Origin of the sequence: Teichococcus aerophilus (genome assembly GCF_014490485.1) — a bacterium.
Taxonomy (GTDB): Bacteria; Pseudomonadota; Alphaproteobacteria; order Acetobacterales; family Acetobacteraceae; genus Pseudoroseomonas; species Pseudoroseomonas aerophila.
The window spans coordinates 45,869-71,833 of record NZ_JACTVA010000009.1; the positions used below are offsets into that span (position 1 = coordinate 45,869).

The 25,965-nt window shown below is 69.6% G+C and carries 23 protein-coding genes; 13 read left to right on the forward strand and 10 right to left on the reverse strand.

The genetic code is table 11. The features are described from left to right. Positions 1 to 38: 38 nt before the first annotated feature. The 3 genes from IBL26_RS07385 to tkt are packed head-to-tail and all read right to left on the reverse strand — an operon-like array spanning position 39 to position 4,351. On the reverse strand, positions 39 to 1,235 hold the full coding sequence (locus IBL26_RS07385; RefSeq protein WP_187783835.1) for a phosphoglycerate kinase: 1,197 nt from the start codon (positions 1,233 to 1,235) through the stop codon (positions 39 to 41). Positions 1,236 to 1,253: 18 nt separating this feature from the next. After that, positions 1,254 to 2,270 carry a type I glyceraldehyde-3-phosphate dehydrogenase gene (gene gap, locus IBL26_RS07390; RefSeq protein ID WP_187783836.1) on the reverse strand — a complete coding sequence of 339 codons (1,017 nt, stop codon included), beginning with the start codon at positions 2,268 to 2,270 and terminating at the stop codon, positions 1,254 to 1,256. A gap of 38 nt (positions 2,271 to 2,308) precedes the next feature. Next, positions 2,309 to 4,351: a transketolase gene (tkt, locus tag IBL26_RS07395; protein WP_187783837.1), complete on the reverse strand. Its 2,043-nt coding sequence runs from the start codon at positions 4,349 to 4,351 to the stop codon at positions 2,309 to 2,311. Positions 4,352 to 4,639: 288 nt separating this feature from the next. On the opposite strand from tkt, the gene IBL26_RS07400 reads away from it, so the two are divergent. Next, positions 4,640 to 6,736 (forward strand): putative bifunctional diguanylate cyclase/phosphodiesterase, encoded by a 2,097-nt coding sequence (locus IBL26_RS07400; RefSeq protein WP_187783838.1) that lies wholly within the window; start codon positions 4,640 to 4,642, stop codon positions 6,734 to 6,736. A 97-nt stretch (positions 6,737 to 6,833) separates the two neighbouring features. On the opposite strand, the gene IBL26_RS07405 is transcribed toward IBL26_RS07400, so the two are convergent. Together IBL26_RS07405 and IBL26_RS07410 are read right to left on the reverse strand one after the other, a co-directional pair. Further along, entirely contained in the window at positions 6,834 to 8,078 is a 1,245-nt protein-coding gene (locus tag IBL26_RS07405) for a Zn-dependent hydrolase (RefSeq protein ID WP_187783839.1), read from the reverse strand. A gap of 331 nt (positions 8,079 to 8,409) precedes the next feature. Continuing rightward, on the reverse strand, positions 8,410 to 9,666 hold the full coding sequence (locus IBL26_RS07410) for an extracellular catalytic domain type 1 short-chain-length polyhydroxyalkanoate depolymerase (protein WP_187783840.1): 1,257 nt from the start codon (positions 9,664 to 9,666) through the stop codon (positions 8,410 to 8,412). Between the two features lie 167 nt (positions 9,667 to 9,833). Between IBL26_RS07410 and IBL26_RS07415 the strand changes: the two genes are divergently transcribed. Next, complete coding sequence (locus tag IBL26_RS07415) at positions 9,834 to 11,051, forward strand: class I SAM-dependent rRNA methyltransferase (protein WP_187783841.1); 1,218 nt, start codon at positions 9,834 to 9,836, stop codon at positions 11,049 to 11,051. Then, positions 11,051 to 11,449, forward strand: a complete 399-nt coding sequence (locus tag IBL26_RS07420; protein WP_187783842.1) for a DUF3293 domain-containing protein — start codon at positions 11,051 to 11,053, stop codon at positions 11,447 to 11,449. The genes IBL26_RS07415 and IBL26_RS07420 overlap by 1 nt, the downstream gene beginning before the upstream one ends. A gap of 18 nt (positions 11,450 to 11,467) precedes the next feature. On the opposite strand, the gene IBL26_RS07425 is transcribed toward IBL26_RS07420, so the two are convergent. The 3 genes from IBL26_RS07425 to IBL26_RS07435 all read right to left on the reverse strand — a co-directional run bounded on the left by IBL26_RS07425 (position 11,468) and on the right by IBL26_RS07435 (position 14,598). Beyond that, complete coding sequence (locus tag IBL26_RS07425) at positions 11,468 to 12,244, reverse strand: methyltransferase domain-containing protein (RefSeq protein ID WP_187783843.1); 777 nt, start codon at positions 12,242 to 12,244, stop codon at positions 11,468 to 11,470. Between the two features lie 14 nt (positions 12,245 to 12,258). Beyond that, positions 12,259 to 13,050, reverse strand: a complete 792-nt coding sequence (locus tag IBL26_RS07430) for a 3-hydroxybutyrate dehydrogenase (protein WP_187783844.1) — start codon at positions 13,048 to 13,050, stop codon at positions 12,259 to 12,261. Positions 13,051 to 13,215: 165 nt separating this feature from the next. Beyond that, on the reverse strand, positions 13,216 to 14,598 hold the full coding sequence (locus IBL26_RS07435; RefSeq protein WP_187783845.1) for an FAD-dependent oxidoreductase: 1,383 nt from the start codon (positions 14,596 to 14,598) through the stop codon (positions 13,216 to 13,218). 316 nt (positions 14,599 to 14,914) lie between these two features. Between IBL26_RS07435 and rpmH the strand changes: the two genes are divergently transcribed. From rpmH to yihA, 5 genes are read left to right on the forward strand one after another with little or no spacing between them, the layout of a single operon-like run. After that, on the forward strand, positions 14,915 to 15,049 hold the full coding sequence (gene rpmH / locus IBL26_RS07440) for a 50S ribosomal protein L34 (protein ID WP_187783846.1): 135 nt from the start codon (positions 14,915 to 14,917) through the stop codon (positions 15,047 to 15,049). Between the two features lie 31 nt (positions 15,050 to 15,080). Next, positions 15,081 to 15,425: a ribonuclease P protein component gene (gene rnpA / locus IBL26_RS07445; protein WP_187783847.1), complete on the forward strand. Its 345-nt coding sequence runs from the start codon at positions 15,081 to 15,083 to the stop codon at positions 15,423 to 15,425. 53 nt (positions 15,426 to 15,478) lie between these two features. After that, on the forward strand, positions 15,479 to 15,772 hold the full coding sequence (gene yidD / locus IBL26_RS07450) for a membrane protein insertion efficiency factor YidD (protein WP_187783912.1): 294 nt from the start codon (positions 15,479 to 15,481) through the stop codon (positions 15,770 to 15,772). Between the two features lie 13 nt (positions 15,773 to 15,785). Continuing rightward, positions 15,786 to 17,561: a membrane protein insertase YidC gene (gene yidC, locus IBL26_RS07455; protein ID WP_187783848.1), complete on the forward strand. Its 1,776-nt coding sequence runs from the start codon at positions 15,786 to 15,788 to the stop codon at positions 17,559 to 17,561. Further along, on the forward strand, positions 17,558 to 18,238 hold the full coding sequence (gene yihA, locus IBL26_RS07460; protein WP_187783849.1) for a ribosome biogenesis GTP-binding protein YihA/YsxC: 681 nt from the start codon (positions 17,558 to 17,560) through the stop codon (positions 18,236 to 18,238). Before yidC ends, yihA begins: the two co-directional genes overlap by 4 nt. Before the next feature lie 315 nt (positions 18,239 to 18,553). On the opposite strand, the gene IBL26_RS07465 is transcribed toward yihA, so the two are convergent. Further along, positions 18,554 to 19,498, reverse strand: coding sequence for a nucleoside hydrolase (locus IBL26_RS07465; RefSeq protein ID WP_187783850.1), 945 nt, complete (start codon positions 19,496 to 19,498; stop codon positions 18,554 to 18,556). Between the two features lie 14 nt (positions 19,499 to 19,512). Further along, positions 19,513 to 21,084 (reverse strand): ABC transporter substrate-binding protein, encoded by a 1,572-nt coding sequence (locus tag IBL26_RS07470; RefSeq protein ID WP_187783851.1) that lies wholly within the window; start codon positions 21,082 to 21,084, stop codon positions 19,513 to 19,515. A gap of 176 nt (positions 21,085 to 21,260) precedes the next feature. Here IBL26_RS07470 and argB point away from each other — a divergent pair, with 176 nt between their 5' ends. The 5 genes from argB to IBL26_RS07495 all read left to right on the forward strand — a co-directional run bounded on the left by argB (position 21,261) and on the right by IBL26_RS07495 (position 25,918). Next, positions 21,261 to 22,145 carry an acetylglutamate kinase gene (gene argB / locus IBL26_RS07475; protein WP_187783852.1) on the forward strand — a complete coding sequence of 295 codons (885 nt, stop codon included), beginning with the start codon at positions 21,261 to 21,263 and terminating at the stop codon, positions 22,143 to 22,145. Positions 22,146 to 22,574: 429 nt separating this feature from the next. Then, entirely contained in the window at positions 22,575 to 23,411 is an 837-nt protein-coding gene (gene dapD / locus IBL26_RS07480; protein WP_187783853.1) for a 2,3,4,5-tetrahydropyridine-2,6-dicarboxylate N-succinyltransferase, read from the forward strand. An 8-nt stretch (positions 23,412 to 23,419) separates the two neighbouring features. Continuing rightward, a complete protein-coding gene (gene dapE / locus IBL26_RS07485; protein ID WP_187783854.1) occupies positions 23,420 to 24,547 on the forward strand; it encodes a succinyl-diaminopimelate desuccinylase in 1,128 nt (375 codons plus the stop codon). A 35-nt stretch (positions 24,548 to 24,582) separates the two neighbouring features. Beyond that, positions 24,583 to 25,119, forward strand: a complete 537-nt coding sequence (locus IBL26_RS07490) for a hypothetical protein (protein ID WP_187783855.1) — start codon at positions 24,583 to 24,585, stop codon at positions 25,117 to 25,119. A 100-nt stretch (positions 25,120 to 25,219) separates the two neighbouring features. Continuing rightward, entirely contained in the window at positions 25,220 to 25,918 is a 699-nt protein-coding gene (locus IBL26_RS07495; protein WP_187783856.1) for a glutathione S-transferase family protein, read from the forward strand. The last annotated feature ends 47 nt before the right edge of the window (positions 25,919 to 25,965 follow it).

Genomic DNA, 25,965 nt, shown 5'->3' on the forward strand with positions numbered 1-25,965 from the left:
TCTCCGGCGCGGCATGCCGCCGCGCCGGAGGATATGCGTCAGGCGGCTTCGAGCGCCTTGACCCCCGGAAGGGTCTTGCCTTCCAGCCATTCCAGGAACGCGCCGCCGGCGGAGGACACGTAGGTCAACCGGTCGATCACGCCTGCGTGCTTCAGGGCGGAAACGGTGTCGCCGCCGCCGCCGATGGATTTCAACCCGGCGGAGGTGGTCAGCGCCGCCGCCGTCTGCGCCACCTGCACCGTGGCGGCATCGAAGGGCGGGATCTCGAAGGCGCCGAAGGGGCCGTTCCACACCAGGGTGGAGGCCCGCTTCAGCCGGGCCTCCACCGCGGCCACGGTGCGGGGGCCGACATCCAGTGCCATCATCCCGGCCGGGACGGAGTCGACATCCACGACCTTGTTAGGGGCATTGGCCGCGAAGGCCTCGGCCACCACCAGGTCTTCCGGCAGCAGGATCTCGCAGCCGCCGGCACCGGCCTCGGCCAGGATGGTCCGGGCCGTGTCATGCATCTCGGCTTCCTGGAGGGACTTGCCGACATCCTTGCCCTGCGCCGCCAGGAAGGTGTTGGCCATGGCGCCGCCGATGACCAGCACATCCACCTTCTTGGAGAGGTTGCCCAGCAGGTCCAGCTTGGTGGACACCTTGGCGCCGCCGACGATGGCGACGACGGGGCGGGACGGATTGCCCAGCGCCGCGTCCAGCGCCTCCAGCTCCGCCTGCATCAGCCGCCCGGCATAGGCGGGCAGCTTGTGCGCCACACCTTCAGTGCTGGCATGGGCGCGGTGGGCGGCGGAGAAGGCGTCGTTGACATAGGCGTCGGCCAGCTTCGCCAGGCCGTCGACCATGGCGGGGTCGTTCTTTTCCTCGCCGGCGTGGAAGCGGGTGTTCTCCAGCAGCAGCACGTCGCCATCCTTCAAGGCGGCAACTGCATCTTCGGCCACGGGCCCGATGCAGTCATCGGCGAAGGCGACGGGCTTGCCGAGTGCGTGGGAGAGCGCTTCGGCCAGCGGCTTCAGCGACATCTCGGGCACGCGCTTGCCCTTCGGGCGGTCGAAATGGCTGCACACGACGACGCGCGCACCCTTGTCGGCCAACTCCCGCAGGGTGGGCACGAGGCGCTCGATGCGCGTGCGGTCAGAGATCTGACCGTCGCGCACCGGCACATTGAGGTCGGCGCGCACCAGAACCCGCTTTCCGGCGGGCTCGAGTTGATCCAGCGTCCGGAAAGCGGCCATGCTGATGCGCTCCCCGTCTCAGAGCTTGCCGAGGTAAGCGGCAGTGTCGCTCATGCGGTTCGAGAAGCCCCACTCGTTGTCGTACCAGGACATCACGCGCACCAGGGCGCCATCGACCACCTGGGTCTGCGTGGCATCGAAGGTGGAGGAGTGCGGGTCATGGTTGAAGTCGATGCTGACCAGCGGGGCGGTGTTGTAGCCCAGGATGCCCTTCAGCTCGCCCTCGGCCGCTTCCTTCAGCGCCGCGTTGATCTCTTCCTTGGTGATGCCCGTCTTCTTCGGCACGAAGTCGAGCGACACGAGGGAGACATTCGGCGTCGGGATGCGGATGGCGGTGCCGTCCAGCTTGCCCTTCAGCTCCGGCAGCACCAGGCCAACGGCCTTGGCGGCGCCCGTGGAGGTCGGGATGGCGGAGACGGCGGCGGCGCGGGCGCGGTGCAGGTCCTTGTGCAGCGTGTCCACGGTGTTCTGGTCACCCGTATAGGCGTGGATGGTGACCATGTAGCCGCGCTCGATGCCGAACTTCTCGTGCAGCACCTTCGCCACCGGGGCGAGGCAGTTGGTGGTGCAGGAGGCGTTGGAGACGATCTTGTCCTCGGCCGTCAGCGTCTTGTGGTTGACGCCGTACACGATGGTCTTGTCCGCGCCCTCGCCGGGGGCGGAGATCAGTACGCGCTTGGCGCCGGTGCCGAGCAGGACGGAAGCCTTCTCGCGCGCCGTGAAGATGCCGGTGCACTCGGCGGCGATGTCCACGCCATCCCACTTCAGCTTGGTGGGGTCGCGCTCGGCGGTGATCTTGATGGGGCCCCAGGTCTTGCCGTGGGCCTTGATGGTGATGCTGTCACCATTGACGATCACTTCGCCGGGGAAGCGGCCATGGACGCTGTCGAAGCGGAACAGGTGCGCATTGGCCTCGACGGAGCCAAGGTCGTTGATGGCGACGAACTCGACATCGTCCCGCGCGCTTTCGCACGCGGCGCGCAGCACCAGGCGCCCGATACGACCGAACCCGTTGATCGCGACTTTCACAGCCATGGTATCGTCTTTCCCGTCTTGAGTGATTGTTGCTCTGCTCAGCCCAGCTTGCGGCGAACCGCAGCGACTGTTGCCTCGGCGGTGATGCCGAAGTGCTTGTAGAGATCTTCGGCAGGGGCCGAGGCACCAAACCCCGTCATGCCGATGAAAGTTCCATCCTGGCCCAGCCAGCGGTCCCAGCCGAAGCCCAGCGCGGCCTCGATGCCGAAGCGCGGCGCCTCGCCCAGCACCTGGGCGCGGTAGCTCTCGTCCTGCAGGCCGAACAGCTCCCAGCAGGGCAGGGAGACGACGGCGGTGGGGATGCCCTCAGCCTCCAGCGTCTCCCGCGCCTGCATGGCGAGGTGCACTTCGGACCCGGTGGCGATCAGCGTGGCGCGGCGCTCGCCGGACGCCTCGGCCAGCACGTAGCCGCCGCGGGCGGACTTGTTCTCACCGGCTTCGAAGCGCAGCGCCGGCAGGTTCTGGCGGGAGAGCGCCAGCACTGCGGGGCCATCGGCGCGCTGCACGGCCAGTTCCCAGCACTCCGCCGTCTCCATCGCGTCCGCGGGGCGGTAGACGTAGAGGTTGGGAATGACGCGCAGGCCGGGCAGGGTCTCGACCGGCTGGTGGGTTGGGCCGTCCTCGCCCAGGCCGATGCTGTCATGCGTCAGCACATGGATCACCCGCTGCCGCATCAGCGCGGCGAGGCGGATGGCGGGCCGCATGTAGTCGGCGAACACCAGGAACGTGCCGGAATAGGGGATGACGCCGCCATGCAGCGCCAGCCCGTTCATCGCGGCGGCCATGCCGTGCTCGCGGATGCCCCAGTGGATGTAGCGGCCAGCCGGGTTGGGCACGGTGAAGACCGGGATGCCCTGCACGTTGGTGTTGTTGGAGCCGGTAAGATCGGCGGAACCGCCGATCAGTTCCGGAATGGCGGGCACCAGGGTGTGCAGCGCCTTCTGGCTGGACACGCGGGTCGCCAGCTTCGGCTTGCTCTCGGCGAGCTCGGCACGATAGGCGGCGGCGGATTCGTGCCAGCCATCCGGCAGCTTGCCGGCCATGGCGCGCTCGAAATCGGCCTTCTGGGCATGCTTGGCCAGACGCTTCAGCCAGGAGCGGCGGCTGCCGGCGGAGCGGCGGCCCGCTGCTTCCCAGGACGCCTTGATATCCTCGGGGATCTCGAAGGGCGCGGCGGTCCAGCCCAGGGCGTCCTTGGCGGCCTGCGCCTCGGCCTTGCCCAGGGCGCTGCCATGGCTGCCGGCGGTGCCGGCCTTGGTCGGCGCCGCGAAGCCGATGATGGTCTTGCAGGCGATGATGGTCGGCCGGCTGCTGCGCGTCGCCGCGTCCAGCGCCTTGGCCACGGCCTCATGGTCATGGCCGTCCACGCGCTTCACCGCCCAGCCATAGGACTGGAAGCGCTTCAGCACGTCGTCCGAGCTGGTGATGGAGACGTCGCCATCGATGCTGATGCCGTTGTCGTCCCACAGCACCGTCAGCTTGTTCAGCTTGAAGTGCCCGGCGATGGAGGCAGCCTCGTGGCTGATCCCTTCCATCAGGCAGCCATCGCCGGCGATCACCCAGGTGCGATGGTCGACGAGGGACTTGCCGAAGCGGGCGGAGAGGTGCCGCTCCGCCATCGCCATGCCCACCGCGTTGGCCAGGCCCTGGCCGAGCGGGCCGGTCGTGGTCTCGATCGCGGGGTGCTCGCCGAACTCGGGGTGGCCGGCGGCCACCGAGTGCAGCTTGCGGAAATTCTTCAGGTCGTCGGTGCCGATGCCTGCGTGCCCGGACAGGTACAGCCAGGCGTAGAGTAGCATCGAGCCATGGCCGGCCGAGAGCACGAAGCGATCGCGGTCCGCCCAGCGGGGGTCGGCGGCGTCGTACTTCAGATACTTGGTGAACAGCACGGTGGCGGCGTCGGCCATGCCCATCGGCATGCCGGGGTGGCCGGAATTGGCCTTCTCGACCGCGTCGATGGCCAGGACGCGGATGGCGTCGGCCAGGCGGCGGGTTTCGGTGACGGGCAGGGCCAGGATGCGCTGTTGCGCCGCGATGGCCGGATTGCCAGAGGGATCAATGGTCGGTGCGATGCTGGCCAACGGATCAAATCCTCAACTGCGGCTGTGGCGGCTATAAAGGGCCCGCCGCCGGGCGGCAACCCAGGCCCGTACCGCAGAGCAGCATAGGCGTCGCCAAACCCAGGTGACAAATCGTCCAACAGGCTCGCCACAAGGCGTTGATGTGCTGTAAAGGCCCTTTACGCCTCGCCTCAGCTTATGGTCCGATATCGCTTCTTCGCAGGAAAGAGCCAGCGTCTGTTCAGGGCCAATCGTTCCATCGAGCTGGTCGGATGGGTCGGCGCCGCCGCGCTCGTCGCTGGTGTTGTCGTGCTTGCGGCATCGCCGCCCAGCCTGCTCGTCTGGATCCTGGCCGGTGCGCTCATCGCCATCTGGGTCGCGACGGCCGTGGCCCTATTCATCCTGCACCGCCGCTCGCTGGCCGCGGAGACCCAGGCCACGGAGCTGCGGCAACGCGTCTCCCAGGTCATGGAGACGATGCCAGGCGGCTTCGCGCTGTACGACGCGCAGAACCGGCTGGTCATCGCCAACAGCCGCTTCGCCAAGATCTTTCCCGCCGCCAGCCCGGGCAGCGCGCTCGGCACGTCGTTGCCGGACCCCGCCCAGATCACCGATGGCGGCCTGGACCATTACCTGGAGAATGGCAGCTGGTACCGGCTGACGCGCCAGCCCCTGGCCGAAGGCGGCTTCACCCTCAGCGCCGTGGACGTCACCCCGCTGAAGCGGCAGGAGGAGAAGCTGGCGGTGCGGGAAGCACGCCAGCGCGTCATGCTCAACATGGCGCCGGTCGGCATCTGGGAACTGGATGACGCGGGGCGGACCGTGTTCGCCAACCCGCAGGCCGGCACGCTGCTGGGCGGCAAGATGCCCAATAGCCTCGCGGAAGCGCAGCTGCACCAGGTGCTGGGCGGCCGCGCGCAGCCCGAGATCCTGCAACAGCAGCGCCTGCAGCGCAGCGCCATCGAGGTGGAGCACGCGGGCGAGGCGGGCGGGCAGCCCCGGCGCCTGCTGATGTCCGCCTCCGGCCACCTGCCGGAGGCGCGGAACACCGACAGCGCGGAGAACGAGGCGCCGCACACGCGGCTGGTGACCTTGCTGGACATCACCGAGCGCCGCGCCGCCCAGGCCGAGGCCGAGCGGTTGGCCTGGCAGGATTCGCTCACCGGCCTCGGCAACCGCGTGCAGTTCCTGCGGGTGCTGGAGGAACGGCTGACGGCCGGGGGCGGGTTGACGCTGCTCTCCATCGAGCTCGGCGGCCTGGGCCGGCTGAACGAGCGGCACGGCCATGGCGTGGGCGATGCGCTGCTGCGCGCCGCGGCGGTGCGGTTGAGCCAGGCGGTACGGGCGGACGACGCCGTCTTCCGCATCGGCGGCAACAAGTTCTGCGTGCTGGCCAGCGGGCTGGACCAGAAGGCCGCCCGCTGGCTGGCGGACCGGCTGTTCCAGATCCTGCTGAACGCTTTCCGGCATGGTGGGCTGGAAGTGGGGCTGACGCCCGCGATCGGCGTCTCCCGCAGTCCGCCCTTGTCCGGCGATGTGGACGCGATCCGCCGCGCCGGGGATCTGGCCCGGCAGCGCAGCGCCTTGGAAGGCACCGTCGTCGTCTACGAGGAAGCGCTGGGCGACGAAGCCGAGCACAGCCACCGGTTGCGGGAAGCCCTGGCCGGCGCCATCGCGGCCGGCGAGTTCCGCCTGCACTGGCAGCCACAAGTGGATGCCGAGAGCCACAAGCTGGTCGGCGCCGAGGCGCTGTTGCGCTGGCGCTGCGCCGCGCTGGGTCGGGAAGTCTCCCCGGCCGAGCTGTTTCCCGCTGCCGCCGATGTCGGCCTGCTGGGCGAGATTGACCTCTGGGTGCTGGAAGAGGCGCTGGCCACCAAGCGCCGCTGGAGCGGCCGGGACGACGCGCCCGCCGTGATCGCTATCAACATCAGTGCGTCCTCCCTGCGGGAGCAGGGTTTCGCCGACCTGGTGACCGAAGCGCTGCGCCACCACGGCCTGAAGCCGGAGGAACTGGAGATCGAGATCCCCGAGGATGTGCCGGCGCGGGACCTGGATGCGCTGGCCCAGACGCTGGAGACGCTCTCTACCCAGGGGGTGCGGCTTTCCCTGGATGATTTCGGCGGCGGCGCCTCCTCCATGGCGCATCTGGTGCAGTTGCCGGTGGACCGGGTGAAGCTGGACCGCTCCATCGTGCGCGGCCTGCCGAATGGGGCGCGGGAAAGCGCCATCCTGCGCGCGGTGGCGGCGGTGGCCGGCAGCCTGGAGATCGAGCTGCTGGGCGAGGGGGTGGAGAACGAGGCCCAGACCGTCGCGCTGCGCGGCCAGGGCTGCACCACCATGCAGGGCTTCCTCTACGGCCGCCCGATGCCGGCCGACGAACTGGTCCCGCCCCTCACCAACCATTGAGGCGAAGGTCGGCCAGGCTGTCCGCCTGGCCCGGACTTCGCGCAACGCCAGCCCGCTGCATGGGTTGGCCCAGGGCCGCCGCCCCGGGTCCGCCCGGTCAGATCGCGCGGTTGGCGCGGGCCACCACGGCCTCGAACAGCACCTGGCAGCCCGCGGCCGCCTCCTCCGGCAGGATGCTTTCGGCCTCGTTGTGGGAAAGGCCGTCCTTGCAGGGCGTGAAGATCATCGCCGTCGGCACGCTGCGGGCGACATAGACCGCATCATGCCCGGCGCCGGAGATGATCTCCCGCGCCGAGTAGCCCAGCCGCGCGGCGCCCTGGCGGACCAGGTCCACGCAGGCGGCATCGAAGGGCTGGGCGGGGATGCGGAACAGCTCGGTCAGTTCCAGCGTGCAGCCGGTGGCTTCCACCAGCGCCTTCGCCTCGGCCGGGAAGCTGTCGGCCAGGCCCTGGATCTGCGCATCCTCCGGGTGCCGGAACTCGATGGAGAAGCGCACTTCGCCCGGCACCACGTTGCGGCTGTTGGGCAGCACGTGCAACTGGCCGACGGTACCGCGCCCGTCCTCACCACGCTGCCGCATCAGCGCATCCACCCGATCGATCAACCGTGCCGCCGCCACCAGCGCGTCGCGGCGGGCGGAAGGCGGCGTGGTGCCGGCATGGGCGTCCTGGCCGGTGATGACGGCGTCGTACCAGACCTGTGCCTGCGCGCCGGTAACGATGCCGATCTGCTTGCCTTCCCGCTCCAAAATCGGGCCCTGCTCGATATGCAGTTCGAAATAGGCATCGGCGGGGAAGAGCCTGGCCGGGATGGTACCCTTGTAGCCAATGGCATCCAGCGCATCGCCGACGCTGGTGCCTTCCACATCCTTCAGCGCGTAGACCTTGTCCTGCTGGTACACACCGGCCCAGACGCCGCTGCCCATCAGGGAATGGCCGAAGCGGCTGCCTTCCTCATCCGTCCAGTTCACCAGCTCGATCGGCGCCTCGGTGACGATGTTGAGGTCGTGCAGCGTGCGCATCACCTCCAGCCCGGCGATGACGCCCAGGGCGCCGTCGAACTTGCCGCCGGTGGGCTGGCTGTCCAGGTGACTGCCCAGCAGCACCGGCGGGCGGGACGGGTCCCGGCCTTCGCGGCGGGCGAACATGTTGCCGATGGAATCCACGCGCACCGTCAGCCCCACCGCTTCGCACCAATTGGTGAAGCGCTCTCGCCCGGCCTTGTCTACTTTCGTCAGCGTGAGGCGCTTCACGCCGCCCTTGGCCGTGGCGCCAATCTCGGCCATGGACATCAGGCTGTCCCACAGCCGCTTCGGGTCGATACGCTGATTGGTGCCGGACATACGCGGAAGGCCCTCCTGCTGGCGTGGTCGCGGCCTTATTCTGCGGCAGGTCGGCGCGCCCGGCCAGGGGCCGGCGGAGCGTGATCGCCTGGGTGGTACGTCTTAAGAGACCGTTTGGAAACGCTGGTGGGTCGGTCACGGCGGGCTTGTCACGCGCAGCGCGGAGGCGGCTTGGCCCAATGTCCATGCATTTGGCCCACGCCGCCTCCGCGCTGGCACGAAGAATCCCGGCCGTGCCCTCAGCCACCAGGGTTTGCAAGGAGCCTCTCAGGGCTCGGACCACGCCAATACATGAAGGCCGGGCCTTCCGCCGCATGCGGGTAGAGATGCTCTAGCGGCGCCGCCTCGGGCGCAGCATGCCCCGCAAGGTGGACATGGCCAGCCGCAGGCCGATGCCGGGGTCGAACAGCGCCGAGGCGGCGGTGCGCGCCGCCTTCCGGCGCGGCTTGCCCAACGCCTTGGCAGGCTTGGCTATCGGCGCGGCCAGGACGCGTGGCGTCGGCTTGGCGGAGATCCGCTTCACCGCCTTGGCGGCCGGCTTGGTCATGGGGCGTGGCGCGGGTGCCGGCAACTGGCTCTGCCCCTGCGGCAGCAGCCCCCAGAACTGCGCGATCCGCCAGGTGGAGGGCAAATTGGCATCCAGCACGTAAGCGGAGGGCTTGCCGAAGCGCATGGCCAACTGGCCGCCCGGGCCCGCATGCCGGGCGGCGATCGGCGTGCCATGGCCCAGCCCGGCAATCTGCCGTGTCTCCACCACCACGCGGCCGCGCGGGTCCTTCCAGCGGCGACGCGGATGGCCGTCCGCCACGTCCAGCAACGGCGCCTGGCCTTCCAACCCATGCAGCGCCAGCCACTGCTTCTCCATCTCCTGCGCATTGCCGGGCACTACCGTCTCGTCCGCGTCGCCCTGCCAGATGGAGACACGCGGCCACGTCCCCTCGTGGCCGGACGCCGCCCTGGCCAGCTTGGCCCAGGAATCGGCGGTGCGGCGCCGGGCGTGGAACATGGCGTGCAGCGCCTCGCCCACCGATTGCGCCGCGCCGTAGGGCACGCCCGCGACGATGGCGCCGGCGGCGAAGCGGTGCGGCAACACCGCCAGCAGAGCCGCCGTCATCGCCCCGCCGGCCGAAAGCCCGGTGGCGAACACCTTCTCCGGGTTCAGTTGGTGGCGGGACAGCATCCAGCCGATCATGCTGTCGATCGAAGCAAGCTCGCCGCCGGTCCGCGCCACATCGGCGGGCTGGAACCAGTTGAAGCACATGCGCTCGTTATTGGCCTCGCGCTGCTCGGGGTAGAGCACGGCGAAGCGACGCTTGATGGCCAGGGCGGACCAGCCGGTGCCAGCATCGTAGAGATGCGCGTTCTGCTGGCAGCCATGCAGCACCACTACCAACGGCGCGCCCGCGGGCAGGCCGGGCGGCACATAGGCCAGCATGCGCAGATTGCCCGGGTTCGGGCCGAAATCCTCGACTTCCTGCAGGCGGCCGCGCGGGCGCTCCGCCGCCTTACGTTGGGTGGCGCCGAACATGCGCTGCCAGCGCCGCTGGTAACGGGCCAATTCGGCCAGACCGAAGGTGCGGGGATACATGAGCGGTCCTTTCGCGGCCACGCGTATGCTGCGACGCAGCATGGCCCTAACCGGCGTATAGCGGGAAAGTTTCCGCAGTGCAGCAAGACATGAAAGCGATTGCGTTCGTTGCTTTCATAAGCGCGTCAACTCCTGGCGGCGGCGTGGCCAAGGCGCCATAGCGGCCCATGGACACCGACCTCTCCCCCCTCGACGACGCCGCCAACCGCCCCGTGCTACGGCTGACCCCGGGCCGCGACCGGCGGGTGAAGGCCGGGCACCCCTGGGCCTTCTCCAACGAGGTGGCGATGAGCCCGGCCATGCGGGCCCTGCCGCCCGGCAGCCCGGTGCGGCTGGAAGGCGATGACGGGCAGAAATACGGCACCTGGCTGTTCAACCCACACAGCCTGATCGCCGCCCGCCGGGTCTCGCCCGACCCTGGCATGGTGATGGGGGAGGCGTTCTTCCGCACCCGCCTGGGTGAATGCATGGCGTTGCGGGACCGCTTGGTCGGCGCACCCTATTACCGCCTGGTGCATGCCGAGGCCGATGGCCTGCCTGGCCTGGTCATCGACCGCTATGGCGACGCACTGGCCCTGCAGGCCAACACCGCAGGCATGGAACGGGCGACGCCGCTGATCGTCGCTGCCCTGCGGCACCTGATGGCGGCGCGCGTCATTGTCGCCCGCAACGATTCCGCCGTGCGCGGCCTGGAAGGGCTGAAGGAGGAAAGCGGCCTGCTGCTGGGCGAGGATGCCACGGCGCGGGTGCGGGAGGGCGGGCTGGAATTCTCCATCGACCTGCTCTCCGGCCAGAAGACCGGCTGGTTCTTCGACCAGCGGGACAACCGCGCCAAGGTCGCCGCCCTGGCGCAGGGGGCCAGCGTACTGGATGCCTTCTGCCACACCGGCGGCTTCGGCCTGCTGGCGGCCCAGGCCGGCGCCCGGCAGGTGACGCTGCTGGACCGCAGCGAGCCCGCCCTTGGGCTTGCGATGGACACCGCGCGCCGCCACGGCTTCGGCGACATCGTCACCGCCCGGCGGGGCGAGGCGCTGGAGACGCTGGAGCGCATGGTCGGCGCCGGCGAGACCTATGACATCGTGGTGGCCGACCCACCGGCCTTCGCCAAGAGCCGCAAGGACCACCCGGCGGCGATGCGCGGCTATGCCAAGCTGGCGCGGCTGGCGGCGATGCTGGTGGCGCCGGGCGGCTTCCTGTTCATGGCCTCCTGCTCCCACCACGTCTCGCCGGGGGATTTCACCGATGCGGTGGCGCAGGGCATTGCCCGCACGCGCCGCCATGCCAGGCTGCTGGCCACCACCGGCGCCGGCATGGACCACCCCGTGCACCCGCTGCTGCCCGAGAGCGCCTACCTCAAGGGCTTGCTGCTGCACCTACCGGCGTAATGGGACGGCTGGCCCGCGCCTTCCGCGAGACGGCCTACGAGGCAGGCGGCCTGACCCTGTGGCCCGGGCGCCGCTGCCCCAAGGCACTGGCGCTGCTGCAACGGCTGGGCGCGCGGGAAGGGGCCTTCGTCACCGCCTGCAACCCGCTGGCGAAGCGGCAACCGCCTGGCTGGAACGCCCGTGCCCAGCACCGCTTGCGTCAAGCCGCACATCGCTGGCCGGCGCTGCCGGGGCAGAGCCGGCCGCTGCGCCGCCTGCATGCGGGCTGGCGGGAAGCCCAGTGGCTGCTGGCGGCACCAATGCCGGTTTCGAAGAGGTTCGCACGCCGCTTCCGCCAGCGCGCCATCCTCGCCCTAGGCCGGGACGGGATGGCGCGTCTCATCTGGATAAATGTTTAAAAAACAACTGGTTATTTGCTATTCTTCAGGCGATGCGATCAGGAATAGCCGCCGGAATGACAGCAGGGTCACGCCATCGTGCTGCGGCGGGTAGTGTGGCCGGATTGCCTCGGCATAGGCGGCCAGGAAGTCCGGCCGCATCGGCTCCGGCATCGCATCAAGATAGGGCTGCAAGCTGCTGCCCTTGAACCATTGCATCACCGGGTCCGGCCCCTGAAGCTGGTGCACGTATTCGGTAACCCACAGCTCCAGCCGGGGCGCCAGCGGCCGCAGCAACTCGTAGTAAACCCCTGCCACCGGGACCGGCCGCACCGTGGCGACGCTGGCCACGGATGCTGCCCACGGGCCGCTCCGCGCCGTCTCCAGCTGCAACCGGCGGGCAGGGGTGTCGTCCATCGCCGGCATCTGCACCGCCAGCATCCCGCCGGGCGCGAGGCAGGAGAGCAGGCGTGGGAACAGCCTCACATGGTCCGGCAGCCACTGCAGCGCGGCGTTGGAGAAGATGACGTCCACCTTCTCCGCCGGTTCCCAGGTGGCGATGTCGGCCTGCTCGGTCGCGAAGCCGCTGGAGGCTGCCTTGGCCAGCATCTCCGGCGAACCGTCGACGCCGACCACCTCGGCCCCCGGGAAGCGGGCGGCCAGCAGCGGCAGCGCATTGCCGGCACCGCAGCCGAGATCCACCACCCGCCGCGGTGCCGGATGCGTCAGCCGGCCGATCAGGTCGATCGCCGGCTGCAGCCGCTCGGCGCCGAAGCGCAGGTATTGGGTGGGGTTCCAACTCGGGTTGCCGGCCATGGCCTCGCCTCCGATCAGGACGCCACCCATCCACCGTCGAGGGAGAGTGCCGCGCCGGTCAGGCTGCCGGTATCCGGGCCACACATATAAAGGGCCATGCGCGCCACTTCCTCGACCTCCACCCAACGCTTGCTGGGCTGCTTGGCCAGCAGGTAGTCCCTCAGCGCCACGTCCTCGGACACGCCCTTCTCCTTGGCGATGGCGCCGACCTGCACCTCGGCCAGTGGGGTGCGGACGAAGCCGGGGCAGATGGCGTTGCAGGTGATGCCGGTCTGCGCCCACTCGATCGCCGTCACCTTGGTCATGCCGACGACGCCGTGCTTGGCGGCGACATAGGCCACCTTCTCCGGCGAGCCGACCAGGCCATGCGCGGAGGCGATGTTGATGATGCGGCCCCAGCCACGCGCCTTCATGCCCGGCAGCACCGCCTTGGTGCCGTGGAACACCGCCGAGAGGTTAATGGCGATGATGGCGTTCCACTTCTCCTCCGGGAAATCGGCCACCGGGCTGGTGAACTGGATGCCGGCATTGTTGACCAGGATGTCCACCGAGCCGAGCACGCCCTGCGCTTCCGTGACCATCGCCCGCACTTCCTCAGGCTTGGAGAGGTCGGCGGCGGAATGATGCGGCTCTTCACCCATCACCTCGGCGATGTGGCGCTTGGCGGCGGCGATGTCCTCCGGCTTGCCGAAGCCGTTCAGCATGACCTTGGCGCCGGCCTCCGCCAGCAGGCGTGCGATGCCCAGCCCGATGCCGCTGGTGGAACCGGTGATGACGGCGGTCCGGCCGGTCAGTGTCTTTTCCATGGTCGTCGCGTTTCCTAGAGCGTGATGACTTGAGGTGGGATCACCGGAACATCTGAATCACGCGTGCTGGCAAGAGGATAGAGCGGGACTGGCCTGGCTTGGCCTGGCGTGCCGCGGCCCCGGCGGAATGCGCCGGGAGGCCGGGGGGTCACTCCAGGACCGCGCTCAGCGCCAGCGATCCAGTGCACCGAGGATGCGCCGCATCGGCGGCGAAGGGAATTCGGTTCCGCCCAAGCCGCTGGCCGCCTGGGCGATGGCTGCCGCCAGCGTACCGCGTGGCATGGGCTGGGCGGCCAGCGCGCGGGCAGAGAGGCCGTTGTTCAGCGCCAGGGCGAGCAGGGCGGCGGCCTCCGCGGCACCGGGGGCCAACAGGCTGGCGCCCAGCAGGTGGCCGTTCTTATCCGCCAGCAGCTTCACCAGGCCGGGGCCGTGCGGCGTGCCATCCAGCGGCAGGCGCAGCGCCTGAGGGTCCTGCCCGGAAGCGCGCGCCTCCGCCTCGGTCGGGCCAAGCTGGGCGAGGGCGGGCTGGGTGCGGACGAGTTGTGGCGGGGCGATGTCGCCCAGGCTGGCGCGCAGGCCGCGCAGCATGGCATCGGCCACCACCGCCGCGTGCTGGCCATGCGCGGCCTCCGCCCAGCCGGTATCGGCGATGGAGCCGACGGCCCAGACCCGCGCATTGTCCGGGCAGCGCAGGTCCCGCCGCACCGCCACGCCGCGCGGTGTGCTGCCGATGCGCGCTGCCGGCAAATCCAGCGGCGAGAGGTTGGGCGCCCGCCCCATGGCCAGCAGGAGGTGAGACCCCTCGACCCGCGCACCGCCTTCCAGCCGCAGCGCGGCGCCGCCGCCGGCATGTTCCACCGTCAGCACCGCGGCATTCTCATGCACCGCGATACCGGCGCGGCGCAGGTGGTGGCGCAGCGGGTCCACCAATTCCAGGTCCTGGCCGGGCAGAATGTTGGGCGCCTGCTGCACCAGGCTGACGCGGCAGCCGAGCTGGGCGTGGGCCAGGGCCAGCTCGACCGCCTCCGCCCCACCGCCGAGCACCAGAAGGTGGTCCGGCGCCTCCTCCAGCGTCTCCAGGGTCTCGGGCGTCAGCCAGGGGATGCCGGCCAGGCCGTGCAGGTCCGGCACCAGCGGCGTGGTGCCGGCGGCGATGACGGCCTGCTGGAACGTATAGGTACGGCCCGCTGCCTCGATGCAGTCGGGTGCGATGAAATGCGCGCTGGCGGCTACGACCTCCATCCCCCGCGACACGAAGGGGGCAAGGGCGGCCGGAGCCTTCGCCGGCCCGGCATGCCAGCTGCCCCATGGCACCTGCCGCCCATCCGCCGCGCGCTGCGCCGCGGCCAGCAGCGCGGCGTGGCCTTGCCGGCTGCCACCAGGGCTGCCCGCGCGTTCGAACATCACGACGCGGCGCTTCGCCTGCAGGCAGGCGGCGGCAATGGCGAGGCCGGCCCCGCCGGCGCCGATGATCGCCACGTCCCAGCCCTGGCCGGGCGGGCGGCCTGCGGGCGGCGTGGCAGTGCGGGGCGTCGTGGGGTCAGGCATGCGATTCGACATCCTCCATGGGGCAGGGTTGGGGGTTATGACGCCCGCACGGGGTTGGCGGCCACCGCGCCGCGTGCCGATTCGTGCGGTTTTCCGCCCGCTTCGCCGCCGCGCATGGCAGAAATGGGGGGCGAAAACCCCGGTGGAAGCCCCTGAAACGGTCACGGCGGTTGACGGGGCGGTGGCCGGCTTCCTATACGTCCCCACCTTCGCCGGGCGGCTCCTGACAGGGGTGGTCCGGCTTTGCTGTGGCGCGCCGGGGTTTACCAGGTCGGCACGGTCCCGGTTTTTATGTTCTTAAGACGGAGTAGCGCTCGTGAAGCGTACGTATCAGCCTTCGAAGCTCGTCCGGAAGCGCCGGCATGGTTTCCGCCACCGGATGGAGACGGTCGGTGGCCGCAACATCCTGAACAACCGCCGCGCCAAGGGCCGGAAGAAGCTGTCCGCCTGATTTCTTCGGACGCCGGGTGGGAGAACGGCCCTTGGCCCAATCACCGCCTCGTCTGAAGCGGCGGCGCGAGTTTCTGCGCGTCGCTGGAAAGGGTAGCCGTGGCGCACGGCCGGGTCTGGTTCTCCAGGCCCTGCCCGCCACGGGTGCCCCTTTGCGCGTTGGCTTCACCGCGACCAAGAAGCTGGGCAACGCCGTGGCGCGCAACCGCGCCAAGCGGCGCCTGCGCGAGGCAGCCCGGATCATGCTCGGCCAGCAGGACGCGCCGGAGGGTTGGGACCTGGTCCTGATCGGCCGCGAAGCGACCGGCAGCCGGAAATTCACCCAGTTGATGGGCGACCTGCGCGGTCTGCTGAAGCAGCTTGGCGTGAAGCCGTGAACCGGCTGAAGGGCCGTGGCCCTGTGGCCGTGGCGCTCAGCCGGCCGGGGGTGATGGTGCTGAAAGGCGCCGTTCGCACCTACCAACTGACGCTCCGCGGCATCATTGGCAGCCACTGCCGATTTTACCCCCATTGCAGCGCCTACGCGATAGAGGCACTGGATACCCACGGTGCGGCGCGTGGCTCTCTGTTAGCCGCGAAGCGGTTGCTCCGTTGCCATCCTTGGCATCCTGGGGGATACGACCCCGTCCCGCTCCCCACGCCCACTCCGGGCGCCGAGGAAGCGAACCCGAACTGCCCGCCGCAATCCCGTCCCGGGGAAGCAGCGGCCCACCAGAAGGCCTGACGGCACAGCTCCGATGGACCAGAAGCGACTTCTTGCGGCGATCGCGATCTCGATCGGTATCCTGCTCGCCTTCGACCTCTGGAAGCGGGAAACCACCCCCGCGCCGGAAACCTCCCCCGCCGCCGCCGTGACCGAGCCGGCTTCGCCCGTCACGGCGACGCCCGGCGTCAGCACGCCCGCCGTGCTGCCCTCCAGCCCTGGCTCCGCCGAGTCCGCCCAGGCCGCCGCCACCAGCCGCCCGGCGCCTGAGCGCCTGCGCATCGAGAGCCCGCGCATCTCCGGCAGCGTGAACCTGCGTGGCGCCCGCCTGGACGACGTGGTGCTGAAGGACTACCGCGACACGGTGGACCCGCTTTCCCCCAACGTGCGCCTGCTGGCGCCGCGGGAAGAGCAGCAGCCCTATTTCGCCCAGTGGGGCTGGTCCTCCGGCGATGGCCGCACCCGCGTGCCGGATGCCGATACGGACTGGACCGCGCAGGGCGGCCCGCTCTCGCCCTCCACGCCCGTCACGCTGTCCTGGGACAACGGCCAGGGCCAGGTGTTCCAGATCGTGCTGACGCTGGACGCCAACTTCATGGTCCAGGCCGATCAGCGCGTGGTGAACAACGGCACCGAGGCCGCATCCGTCCTGCCGTGGGTCCGCATCCGCCGCGAGACGACGCCGCACGTGGCCGGCTTTTACATCCTGCATGAAGGCTTCGTCGGCGTGCTCGGCGGCCGCTTGCACGAGACGACTTACAAGACCGCCAAGAGCGACGGCGGCGAACGCCGTGGCGTCGCGCTGGAGCAGGAGACCAGCGGTGGCTGGGCCGGCTTCACCGACAAGTACTGGCTGACCGCCATCAACCCCGTGGACCCCGCGCAGCCGATGCGCGCGACGTGGCGCCATGTGGTGGAGGGCGGGCAGGACCGCTGGCAGGTGGATTTCGCCACGCCCGCGCCGCAATCCGTCGCCCCCGGTGCCACCGCGCATGTCGGCACCCGCGTCTTCGCCGGCGCCAAGGAAGTGCGGCTGCTGGATGGCTACCGCGACAATCTGGGCATCACCGATTTCGACAAGGCTGTCGACTTCGGCATGTTCTACTTCCTGACCAAGCCGTTCTTCTACGCGCTGGACTGGCTGTTCCACCACATCGGCAATTTCGGCATTGCCATCCTGATCTTCACGGTTGCCCTGAAGGCGCTGTTCTTCCCGCTGGCCTCCAAGGCCTACAAGTCCATGGCGCGGATGAAGCTGCTCGCGCCCAAGATGACCGAGATCAAGGAGCGCTATAAGGACGAGCCGGGCAAGGCCCAGCAGGAGATGATGGCGCTGTACAAGACGGAGAAGGTGAACCCCGCCTCCGGCTGTCTGCCCATCCTGATCCAGATCCCGGTGTTCTTCGCGCTGTACAAGGTGCTGTTCGTCACCATCGAAATGCGGCACGCGCCGTTCTTCGGCTGGATCCGCGATCTCTCGGCGCCCGACCCGACCAACCTGTTCACCCTGTTCGGCCTGATCCCGTGGGACGCGCCCGCCATGCTGCACATGCCGGTGTGGGCGATCATCATGGGCCTGACGATGTTCTTCCAGCAGAAGCTGAACCCGGCGCCGCCGGACCCGATCCAGGCCAAGATCTTCACCTGGATGCCGGTGATCTTTACCTTCATGCTGGCGAGCTTCCCGGCCGGGCTGGTGATCTACTGGTCCTGGAACAACCTGCTCTCCATCGGCCAGCAGGCCTATATCAGCCGGCATGAGCTGCAGGCCCGCGCCACGGCCAAGAAGCTGGCCAAGGTCAAGCGATGACCAGTCTCGCCGACGCACGCGACGACGACGAACGCGCTGCGGCGTTGGAGGAGGGGCGGCTGCTGTTCTGCCGCCCCTGCAACTTCTTCTACGCCGCCCAGGCGCTGGACCACCTGCCGGACCCCGGCCTGCCGGAAGTGGCGTTCTGCGGCCGCTCCAATGTCGGCAAGTCGTCCATCACCAACGCACTGACGGGGCAGAACAGCCTTGCGCGCGTCTCCCACACCCCGGGGCGCACCAAGCAGCTGAACTTCTTCAACCTGGGCGACCGCCTGGTGCTGGTGGACATGCCTGGCTACGGCTACGCCAAGGCGGCCAAGAGCGTGAAGGAAGACTGGCAGGGGTTGATGTTCAACTTCCTCCGCGGTCGTCCCACGCTGCGGCGGGTCATCCTGCTGCTGGATGCGCGGATCGAGACCAAGGCGTCCGACCACGCCGCCATGAAGCTGCTGACGGAAGCCGCCGTCACCTTCCAGATCGTGCTGACCAAGGCCGATGACGTGAAGCCGGGCCCCCTGGCGAAGCGGGAAGCCGAAGCGGCGGCGCTGGTGAAGAAGTACACCGCCGCCCACCCGATGGTGATCACCACCAGCAGCGAAACGGGCTTCGGCATCCCGGAACTGCGCGCGGAGCTGGCCGCGCTGGCCATCCCGGCGGAGGAAGTGCCGGAAGGCTGAAGGAGAGGGCCGGGGGAAGGAATTCCCTCGGGACCTAATCTTCGTTTTGCAGTGTTTGGTTTGGGCGCCCCTGGGATGGGGGCGCCTTTTTTCTTGCCCGGCTTTGGACGCGGCGGGACATGGGCCACGGCGGTTTCAGGGTCTGCCCTCGCAGCCCGATGAGTCATTCGCTCCGCCGGCAGGTTGTCCGCACTGTTCAGTGCAGATCTCAAGCATCGCGCAGCGGCGCAAATCCCGTCGCTACCGGCGCATACCCAAACTCGAAAATAGAGATGCGGCCCGGGGGAACTCGTTCCCCCGGCCTTCACGCCCGCTTCAGTAGGAAGCCAGCCGTTCCCACAGCAAGTCGAAGAACCCCTGGGCATCCAGCTTTGACAGCACCTTGGCGTTGCGCGGGCGGTCCGTGGTGTTGAAGAAATCGCCCACCGTCTGGCCGTAGCAGAGGCCCTGGGTCAGCTCGACGCTCACATTGGCCTCGCGGAAGCCGAAGAGGTCCGGCTTCAGCAGGTAGGCGATGACGCAGGGGTCATGCAGCGGCCCGCCGGGCTCGCCGTAGCGGGCGGGGTCGTTGCGGTCATAGAAGGTGATCAGTTCGGCCGCCAGTTGGGTGATGCGGCCGCCCATGCCGCGCAGGGCGGCGACGCGGGCGGGCGTGGCCAGCGCCTGGAAGGTGACATCCAGCGGCGCCAGCACGATCGGTGCGCCGCTGCGGAAGACGATCTCCGCCGCATGCGGGTCCGCCAGCACGTTGAATTCGGCGGTGGGGGTGCGGTTGCCGCCGGCCACGAAGGCCCCGGCCATGCACACGACCTGGGCGATGCCCCGCACCAGGGAGGGGTCGCGCGCCAGGGCCACCGCCACGTTGGTCAGTGGGCCGAGCGTGCAGAGGGTGATCGGCTTGCCGGCAGCGGCGGCGGCCGACAGCTCGGCGGTCAGCACGTCCACCGCATGGCCGGCCGCGAGCGGCACGGTCGCCTCCGGCAGCAGCGTGCCGCCCAGCCCCCCGGCGCCGCTGTACTTGCCGCGCATCACCGGCCCCAGCAGCGGCCCGACGCAGCCGGCATGCACCGGCACCTCCGTGCGGCCGGAGAGGGCGACGACGCGCCGGCCGTTATCCAGTGTCCGCTCCCCCGGCACGTTGCCGGCGACGGTGGTGATGGCGCGCACCTCCAGCTCCGGCGAGGCCAGGGCCAGCAGTAGGGCGATGGCGTCGTCCACCCCGGGGTCGCAGTCGATGATGATGGGCAGCTTGGTGGTCATGGGCAGCGGCCTTCTCAGCGGGTGGCGTTGATGGCGAGGGTCCAGCCATCGGTACGCGGGCGGTAGGTGAAGCCGGGGCGGGTGGCCCAGCTATTGGCGAAGAACAGCACCGGGATGACGCCGTTCTCGCGAATGGCCAGCTCGGTCGCCTGGCGCAGCAGGGCCTCGCGCTTCGCATCGTCCACGGTGCGCAGCGCCTCGCCCAGCAGGCGGTCGAACTCCGGGTTGGAATAGCGGCCGCGATTGCCGGAACCGTCGCCGCGCTCGGCATTGAAGCTGGCCAGCAGCGGGCGGAGGACAGAGGACGCCTCGCCGGTCTCGGCCGCGGCGCCGCCCATGATCAGGCTGTATTCGCGGTTGCTGGCGCGGGTGAAGTAGATGTTGCCGGGCTGGGCCTCGACCTTGGTGGGGATGCCGGCGCGCGTCCACATCTGCGCCAGTACCTGGGCCACCTTCTCGTCATTCGGGTAGCGGTCGTTCGGTGCGTGCAGGGTCAGCTGGAAGCCGTTGGGCAGGCCGGCCTCACCCAGCAGGCGGCGGGCGGCGTTCAGGTCGGCGGCAGGCGCCGCCAGACCGGGGACGTGGCCGAAATAGCCTTCCGGCACCAGCTGGCCGGCGGCGGTGCCTTCGCCATCCATCACCCGCGCCACCAGCGCCCGACGGTCGATGGCGAGGGAGAGCGCCTGCCGCACGCGCGCATCGCGCAGCGCATTGGGAATGGCGGCACCGTCCCGCCCGCGCACGAAGGGCGACTGCTCCCGCTCATGGTCCAGGTGCAGGTACATGACGCGGTTGGAGGCGATGGAGGCCAACTGGACGCGGCTGTCCTTCCGCAGCCGTTCCACGTCCGTGGTCGGCACGTTCTCGATCACGTCCACATCGTTGGCGAGCAGCGCGGCGACGCGGCCGGGGTTGTTGGGCAGGAAGCGGAAGCTGACCTTCGCCCAGGTCGCGCCGCTCTGGCCGGGCTGCGCCGCTTCCATCTCCACCCGGTCGCCCGGGGTGTAGGCGGCAAAGCGGTAGGGGCCGGTGCCGATCATCGCCTTGCCGCTGTTGAAGTCGGCGGTCTCGGCCTGTTCCAGTGTGCGGGGCAGGATGGCGATGCGGCTCAGCGAGTTGGGTAGCAGCGGGAAGGGCTCTCGCGTGCGGATGCGCAGGGTGCGGGCGTCCACCACCTCCACCGCCGCGATCGCCCGCACGAAGGGCAGGAAGGAGGACGGGCTGTTCCGCACATTGGGCACGCGGCGCAGGCTGGCGGCGACGTCCTCCGCCTCCACCGGCGCGCCGTTGTGGAAGCGGGCGTCGGGGCGCAGGGCGAATTCCCAGGTGGTGTCGTCCACCGCGCGCCAGGCGCTGGCCAGGCCGGCCACCAGCTGCTGCCGGTCATCCTGGTTCACCAGCCCGTCGAACATGTTGCGGGCGAGGGCGCTGTTGGAGCCGATGACGTGGAAATGCGGGTCCAGCGAGGTGATGTTGGCCCCAAGCCCGACGCGCAGGGTGGAATCCTGCGCCAGTGCCGGCACCGCCGCGAGCGGCGCGAGCAGGAAAAGGCCGAGGGCGGTTCGCAGACGGGGGCGGGTGGTCATGACCGATGTTTCCCAGAATGAGACGTCTTTCCACGGATAGTCCGGGAAGCGTGATTTGGCATTGCTGTTAAAGGATCATGCCGAAGCCGTCACCCCGGCAGCGCGGCCTTGACCCCTTTGCCCTGCGCCCCTAGACGCGGCGCGGAGACTGACGCCCCTGCCGGGAAGGAACGGCCATGACCGAAGAAGCACGCAGCCAGATGGAACTTCTTGCCGTGGCGCTGCCGTTCCTGAAGCGATACGACGACCAGATCATCGTCGTGAAGTATGGCGGCCACGCCATGGGCGAGGAGGAAGCCGCCAACCGCTTCGGCCGCGACATCGCGTTGCTGGAGCAGGTGGGCGTGAACCCCGTCGTGGTCCATGGCGGCGGTCCGCAGATCAACGCCATGCTGAAGCGGCTGAACGTCCAGTCGCAGTTCGTCAACGGCCTGCGCGTGACGGACGCCAATGTGGTGGACGTGGTGGAGATGGTGCTCTCCGGCACCGTTAATAAGCAGGTGGCCGATTGCATCACCCGCGCCGGCGCGCTCGCCGTGGGTATCTCCGGCAAGGATGGCGGGCTGATCCGCGCCCGGAAGCTGGAGCGCACCTACCGCGACCCCGAGAGCAACATCGAGAAGGTGCTGGACCTCGGCTTCGTGGGTGAGCCGGACCGCGTGGACCCGCATGTGCTGGAACTGCTGATCGGCGCCGACATCGTGCCGGTGGTGGCACCGGTGGGCGTGGGCGCCGATGGCCAGACCTACAACATCAATGCGGATACGGCGGCGGGTGCCATCGCCGGTGCCCTGAACGCGTCCCGCCTGCTGATGCTGACGGATGTGCCTGGCGTGCTGGACGCCGACAAGAAGCTGATCCCGGAGATGACGGTAGCCCAGGCCCGCGCCGGCATCGCCGCCGGCTGGATCTCGGGCGGCATGATCCCGAAGATCGAGACCTGCATCTACGCGATCGAGCAGGGGGTGAAGGGCGCCGTCATCGTCGATGGCCGCGTGCCGCATGCCGTGCTGATCGAGCTGTTCACCGATGGCGGCGCGGGCACGCTGATCAGGCCTTGATATTGCCCTCAGGCGCCGGGCGCCGCCTCCGGCGGCTTGGCTGCGCCGCATAAGCGGCGGGCCGCGTTCGCGGCCTCAGCACGGCGGGGGCCGTGCTGCGGGTTCGGTGGTGCCTTCAGGCGCCGGGCGCCGCCTCGGGCGGCTTGGCTGCGCCGCATAAGCGGCGGGCCGCGTTCGCGGCCTCAGCACGGCGAGGGCCGTGCTGCGGGTTCGGTGGTGCCCTCAGGCGCCGGGCGCCGCCTCCGGCGGCTTGGCTGCGCCGCATAGGCGGCGGGCCGCGTTGGCGGCCTCAGTACGGTAGGGCCGTGCTGTAGTAGTCGTGGCACTCCGGCTGGGGCGGCTTCCCCGCCGTTGTTGACAGCGGCCCGGCCCCACCCGATACCGGCGCGACCCTTTTTTACCGCTACGCGCCGATCGGGAATGACCTGCATGGACCTCGCCAGCCTTTCCTCCACCATCGAGGGCCTGTGGGCCCGCCGCGCCGAGATCTCGCCCGCCACCCAGGGCGCGGAGCGTGAGGCGATCGAGGCGGCGTTGGAGCTGCTGGACTCCGGCAAGGCCCGCGTGGCGGAGCCGGATGGGCAGGGCGGCTGGAAGGTCAACCAGTGGCTGAAGCAGGCCGTGCTGCTCTCCTTCCGCCTGGAAGACAGCGCGCCGATGGATGTCGGCCTCGGCGCCTATGACAAGGTGCCGCTGAAGTTCAAGGACTGGGGCGAGAACCGCTTCCGTGAGGCCGGCTTCCGCGCCGTGCCGGGCGCCGTCGTCCGCCGCTCCGCCTTCATCGGCAAGGGCGTCGTGCTGATGCCCTCCTTCGTCAATCTCGGCGCCTATGTCGATGAGAACACGATGGTGGATACCTGGGCCACGATCGGTTCCTGCGCCCAGATCGGCAAGAATTGCCACATCTCCGGCGGCGCCGGCATCGGCGGCGTGTTGGAGCCGCTGCAAGCCAACCCGGTCGTCATCGGCGATAATTGCTTCGTCGGCGCCCGCTCCGAAGTGGCGGAAGGCGTGATCGTGGGTGAGGGCAGCGTCCTCTCCATGGGCGTGTTCCTCGGCGCTTCCACCAAGATCATCGACCGCGCGACGGGCGAAGTGTTCATCGGCAAGGTGCCGCCCTATTCCGTGGTGGTGCCGGGCAGCCTGCCGGGCAAGCCGTTGCCGGACGGCACGCCGGGCCCCAGCCTGTACTGCGCCGTCATCGTCAAGCGCGTGGACGCGCAGACCCGCAGCAAGACCAGCATCAACGAGCTGCTGCGGGACTGAGCGCCGCCATGGATCCCTTGCCGCTGCTCCAGAACCTCATCCGCTGCCCCAGCGTGACCCCCGCCGATGCGGGGGCGATGGCGGTGCTGGAGGCGGCATTGGAACCCCTGGGCTTCACCTTCACCCGGCTGCGCTTCGGCGAGATCGAGAACCTGTTCGCCCGCCGGGGCAGCGAAGGGCCGCATCTCTGCTTCGCCGGCCATACCGACGTGGTGCCGCCAGGCGACCTCGGCGGCTGGACAGCCGACCCTTTCGGTGCGGACGTGCGCGACGGCGTGGTCTATGGCCGCGGCGCGACGGACATGAAGGGCGGCGTCGCCGCCTGGATCGCGGCCATCGCCAGCCTGCCGCGGGACCTGCCCGGCAGCCTTTCTTTGCTGATCACCGGCGATGAGGAAGGCCCGGCCACCGATGGCACCGTAAAGGTGCTGGAGTGGATGCAGGCCAACGGCCAGATCCCCGACATGTGCGTGGTGGGGGAGCCGACCAGCAAGGCCGTGCTGGGCGATACCATCAAGATCGGCCGGCGCGGCAGCATGAATGTCGCCATCGCCATCCATGGCGTGCAGGGTCACACCGCCTACCCGCAGCGCGCCGATAACCCCATCCACCGCCTGGTGCGCGTGCTGCATACCCTGACCGCGACGCCGCTGGACCAGGGCAGCGAGTGGTTCGAGGCGACGACGCTGCAGGTCAGCAGCTTCGACGTCGGCAACCCGGCCACCAACGTCATCCCGCCCGTGGCACGGGCACGGCTGAACATCCGCTTCAACGACCTACATTCCAGCGTCTCGCTCACCCGGCACATCCGCGATGTGCTGGAGGAAGAGGGCGCACGCTACGAGCTGGATGTCTCCTGCTCCGGCGAGAGTTTCCTGACCCAGCCGGGCGCGTTCGTCGCGGCCCTGCAGGCGGCCACGCGGCAGGCGGCCGGGGTGGAGCCGAAGCTGGATACCGGCGGCGGCACTTCCGACGCCCGCTTCATTGCCCGCTACTGCCCGGTGGCGGAGCTGGGCGCGGTCGGCGCCACCATGCACAAATCCGATGAATCGACCCCGGTGGAGGAGCTGCGGGCGCTGTCCCGCCTCTACGCCGCCGTCATTGCCGCGCTGCTGCCGGCCAGGGCCTTCGCCTGAGCACGCTCCTGCCCGAGAAGCCGCGCAAGGCCGAGATGCTGGCCGGGCTGCGCGGCGCGCTGATGCTGGCGCGTGGGCGGCCGGAGGGCATCATGCTGATGCCGCTGGCGCCCGATGCCGCCGCGCGGTCCTACTGGGCGGCCGCCTTCTGCCTGCCGCTGTTCATGCTGATCCGCGTGATCTCCGGCACCGTGCCGCTGACCGGGCGGGGCGTGTCGGCGGAGATGATCGGCTTTGTCGTCGGCTGGGCCGGCTATGGACTGGCGACGCTGCCGATGGCCATCGCCTCCGGCCAGGCCGCCTTCTGGCCCCGCTTCCTGGCGACCTGGAACTGGGTCAGCCTGTTCCAGTACTGCGCCATCGTCGTGATCTCCCTGGTCGCCTCGCTGCTGCCGGGCTGGCTGGGGCAGGGGATCAACCTGGCCGGGCTGGGCTACCTGCTGTGGCTGCAATGGTTTTCCACCGGCCTGGCGCTGCGGGTGGGCGGCGGCGCGGCTGCCGGGCTGGTGTTGCTGGACCTGATGATCGGCTTCCTGATGTCCGGCTTCGTCACCGGCCTCGCCGGCGGCTGAGGCCGGTTGCCGCTTCGCGCATCACGCCCCATCTGGGCTGCTGAAGCGCGACCGCCGCCCGGCGGGAGAACGCGCGACCAGACACTCCCGGAGTGACGTGATGACGATCGAAGTCTGGAGCTGGCCGACCCCGAACGGCCACAAGGTTCATATCACCCTGGAGGAGCTCGAGCTTCCCTACAGGATCGTCCCGGTCAATATTGGCAAGGGCGAGCAGTTCCGGCCGGAATTCCTGGCCATCAACCCCAACCACCGCATCCCCGCGATCGTCGACCCGGAAGGCCCGGATGGCCGTACCGTATCGTTGTTCGAGAGCGGCGCGATCCTGATCTATCTGGCCGAGAAGGCCGGGCGCCTGCTGCCGGCGGACCCGGTGGACCGCTACACCGCCCTGCAGTGGCTGATGTTCCAGATGGGCGGCGTCGGCCCGATGTTCGGCCAGTACAACCACTTCGCCGCCTATGCGCCGGAGAAGATCCCCTACGCCATCGACCGCTACGGCAACGAGGTGAAGCGCCTGCACAATGTGCTTGAGAAGCGCCTGGCCGAAAGCGCCTACCTGGCGGGCGATGAATATTCCATCGCCGACATCGCCACTTTCCCCTGGGTCCGCAACCCCGACCGGCGCGGGATCGACCTGGGCGAGTATCCGGCAGTGCGGCGCTGGCACGACGCCATCGCGGCGCGGCCGGCGGTGCAGCGCGGCGTCGCCGTATTATCCGGGAACCAGCGCAGCGGGCCGATGAGCGAGGCGGAGCGGGAGCTGCTGTTCGGCAAGACGCAGTACCAGCGCCGCTGATTTCGCGGTGGTCCCGGCCGTTTCATGCTATGCGGGGATCGGTGGCT

What these genes read in the sequence shown, in the direction of transcription:
- IBL26_RS07405 (WP_187783839.1), bottom strand. Translation starts at nt 8,078, where the DNA reads ATGTCCGGCACCAATCAGCGTATCGACCCGAAGCGGCTGTGGGACAGC.
- IBL26_RS07470 (WP_187783851.1), bottom strand. Translation starts at nt 21,084, where the DNA reads ATGACCACCCGCCCCCGTCTGCGAACCGCCCTCGGCCTTTTCCTGCTC.
- gap (WP_187783836.1), bottom strand. Translation starts at nt 2,270, where the DNA reads ATGGCTGTGAAAGTCGCGATCAACGGGTTCGGTCGTATCGGGCGCCTG.
- IBL26_RS07425 (WP_187783843.1), bottom strand. Translation starts at nt 12,244, where the DNA reads ATGGCCGGCAACCCGAGTTGGAACCCCACCCAATACCTGCGCTTCGGC.
- IBL26_RS07435 (WP_187783845.1), bottom strand. Translation starts at nt 14,598, where the DNA reads ATGCCTGACCCCACGACGCCCCGCACTGCCACGCCGCCCGCAGGCCGC.
- argB (WP_187783852.1), top strand. Translation starts at nt 21,261, where the DNA reads ATGACCGAAGAAGCACGCAGCCAGATGGAACTTCTTGCCGTGGCGCTG.
- yidC (WP_187783848.1), top strand. Translation starts at nt 15,786, where the DNA reads ATGGACCAGAAGCGACTTCTTGCGGCGATCGCGATCTCGATCGGTATC.
- IBL26_RS07495 (WP_187783856.1), top strand. Translation starts at nt 25,220, where the DNA reads ATGACGATCGAAGTCTGGAGCTGGCCGACCCCGAACGGCCACAAGGTT.
- IBL26_RS07490 (WP_187783855.1), top strand. Translation starts at nt 24,583, where the DNA reads ATGCTGGCCGGGCTGCGCGGCGCGCTGATGCTGGCGCGTGGGCGGCCG.
- yidD (WP_187783912.1), top strand. Translation starts at nt 15,479, where the DNA reads ATGGTGCTGAAAGGCGCCGTTCGCACCTACCAACTGACGCTCCGCGGC.
- yihA (WP_187783849.1), top strand. Translation starts at nt 17,558, where the DNA reads ATGACCAGTCTCGCCGACGCACGCGACGACGACGAACGCGCTGCGGCG.
- dapE (WP_187783854.1), top strand. Translation starts at nt 23,420, where the DNA reads ATGGATCCCTTGCCGCTGCTCCAGAACCTCATCCGCTGCCCCAGCGTG.
- IBL26_RS07465 (WP_187783850.1), bottom strand. Translation starts at nt 19,498, where the DNA reads ATGACCACCAAGCTGCCCATCATCATCGACTGCGACCCCGGGGTGGAC.
- dapD (WP_187783853.1), top strand. Translation starts at nt 22,575, where the DNA reads ATGGACCTCGCCAGCCTTTCCTCCACCATCGAGGGCCTGTGGGCCCGC.
- IBL26_RS07415 (WP_187783841.1), top strand. Translation starts at nt 9,834, where the DNA reads ATGGACACCGACCTCTCCCCCCTCGACGACGCCGCCAACCGCCCCGTG.
- IBL26_RS07430 (WP_187783844.1), bottom strand. Translation starts at nt 13,050, where the DNA reads ATGGAAAAGACACTGACCGGCCGGACCGCCGTCATCACCGGTTCCACC.
- IBL26_RS07420 (WP_187783842.1), top strand. Translation starts at nt 11,051, where the DNA reads ATGGGACGGCTGGCCCGCGCCTTCCGCGAGACGGCCTACGAGGCAGGC.
- IBL26_RS07410 (WP_187783840.1), bottom strand. Translation starts at nt 9,666, where the DNA reads ATGTATCCCCGCACCTTCGGTCTGGCCGAATTGGCCCGTTACCAGCGG.
- IBL26_RS07385 (WP_187783835.1), bottom strand. Translation starts at nt 1,235, where the DNA reads ATGGCCGCTTTCCGGACGCTGGATCAACTCGAGCCCGCCGGAAAGCGG.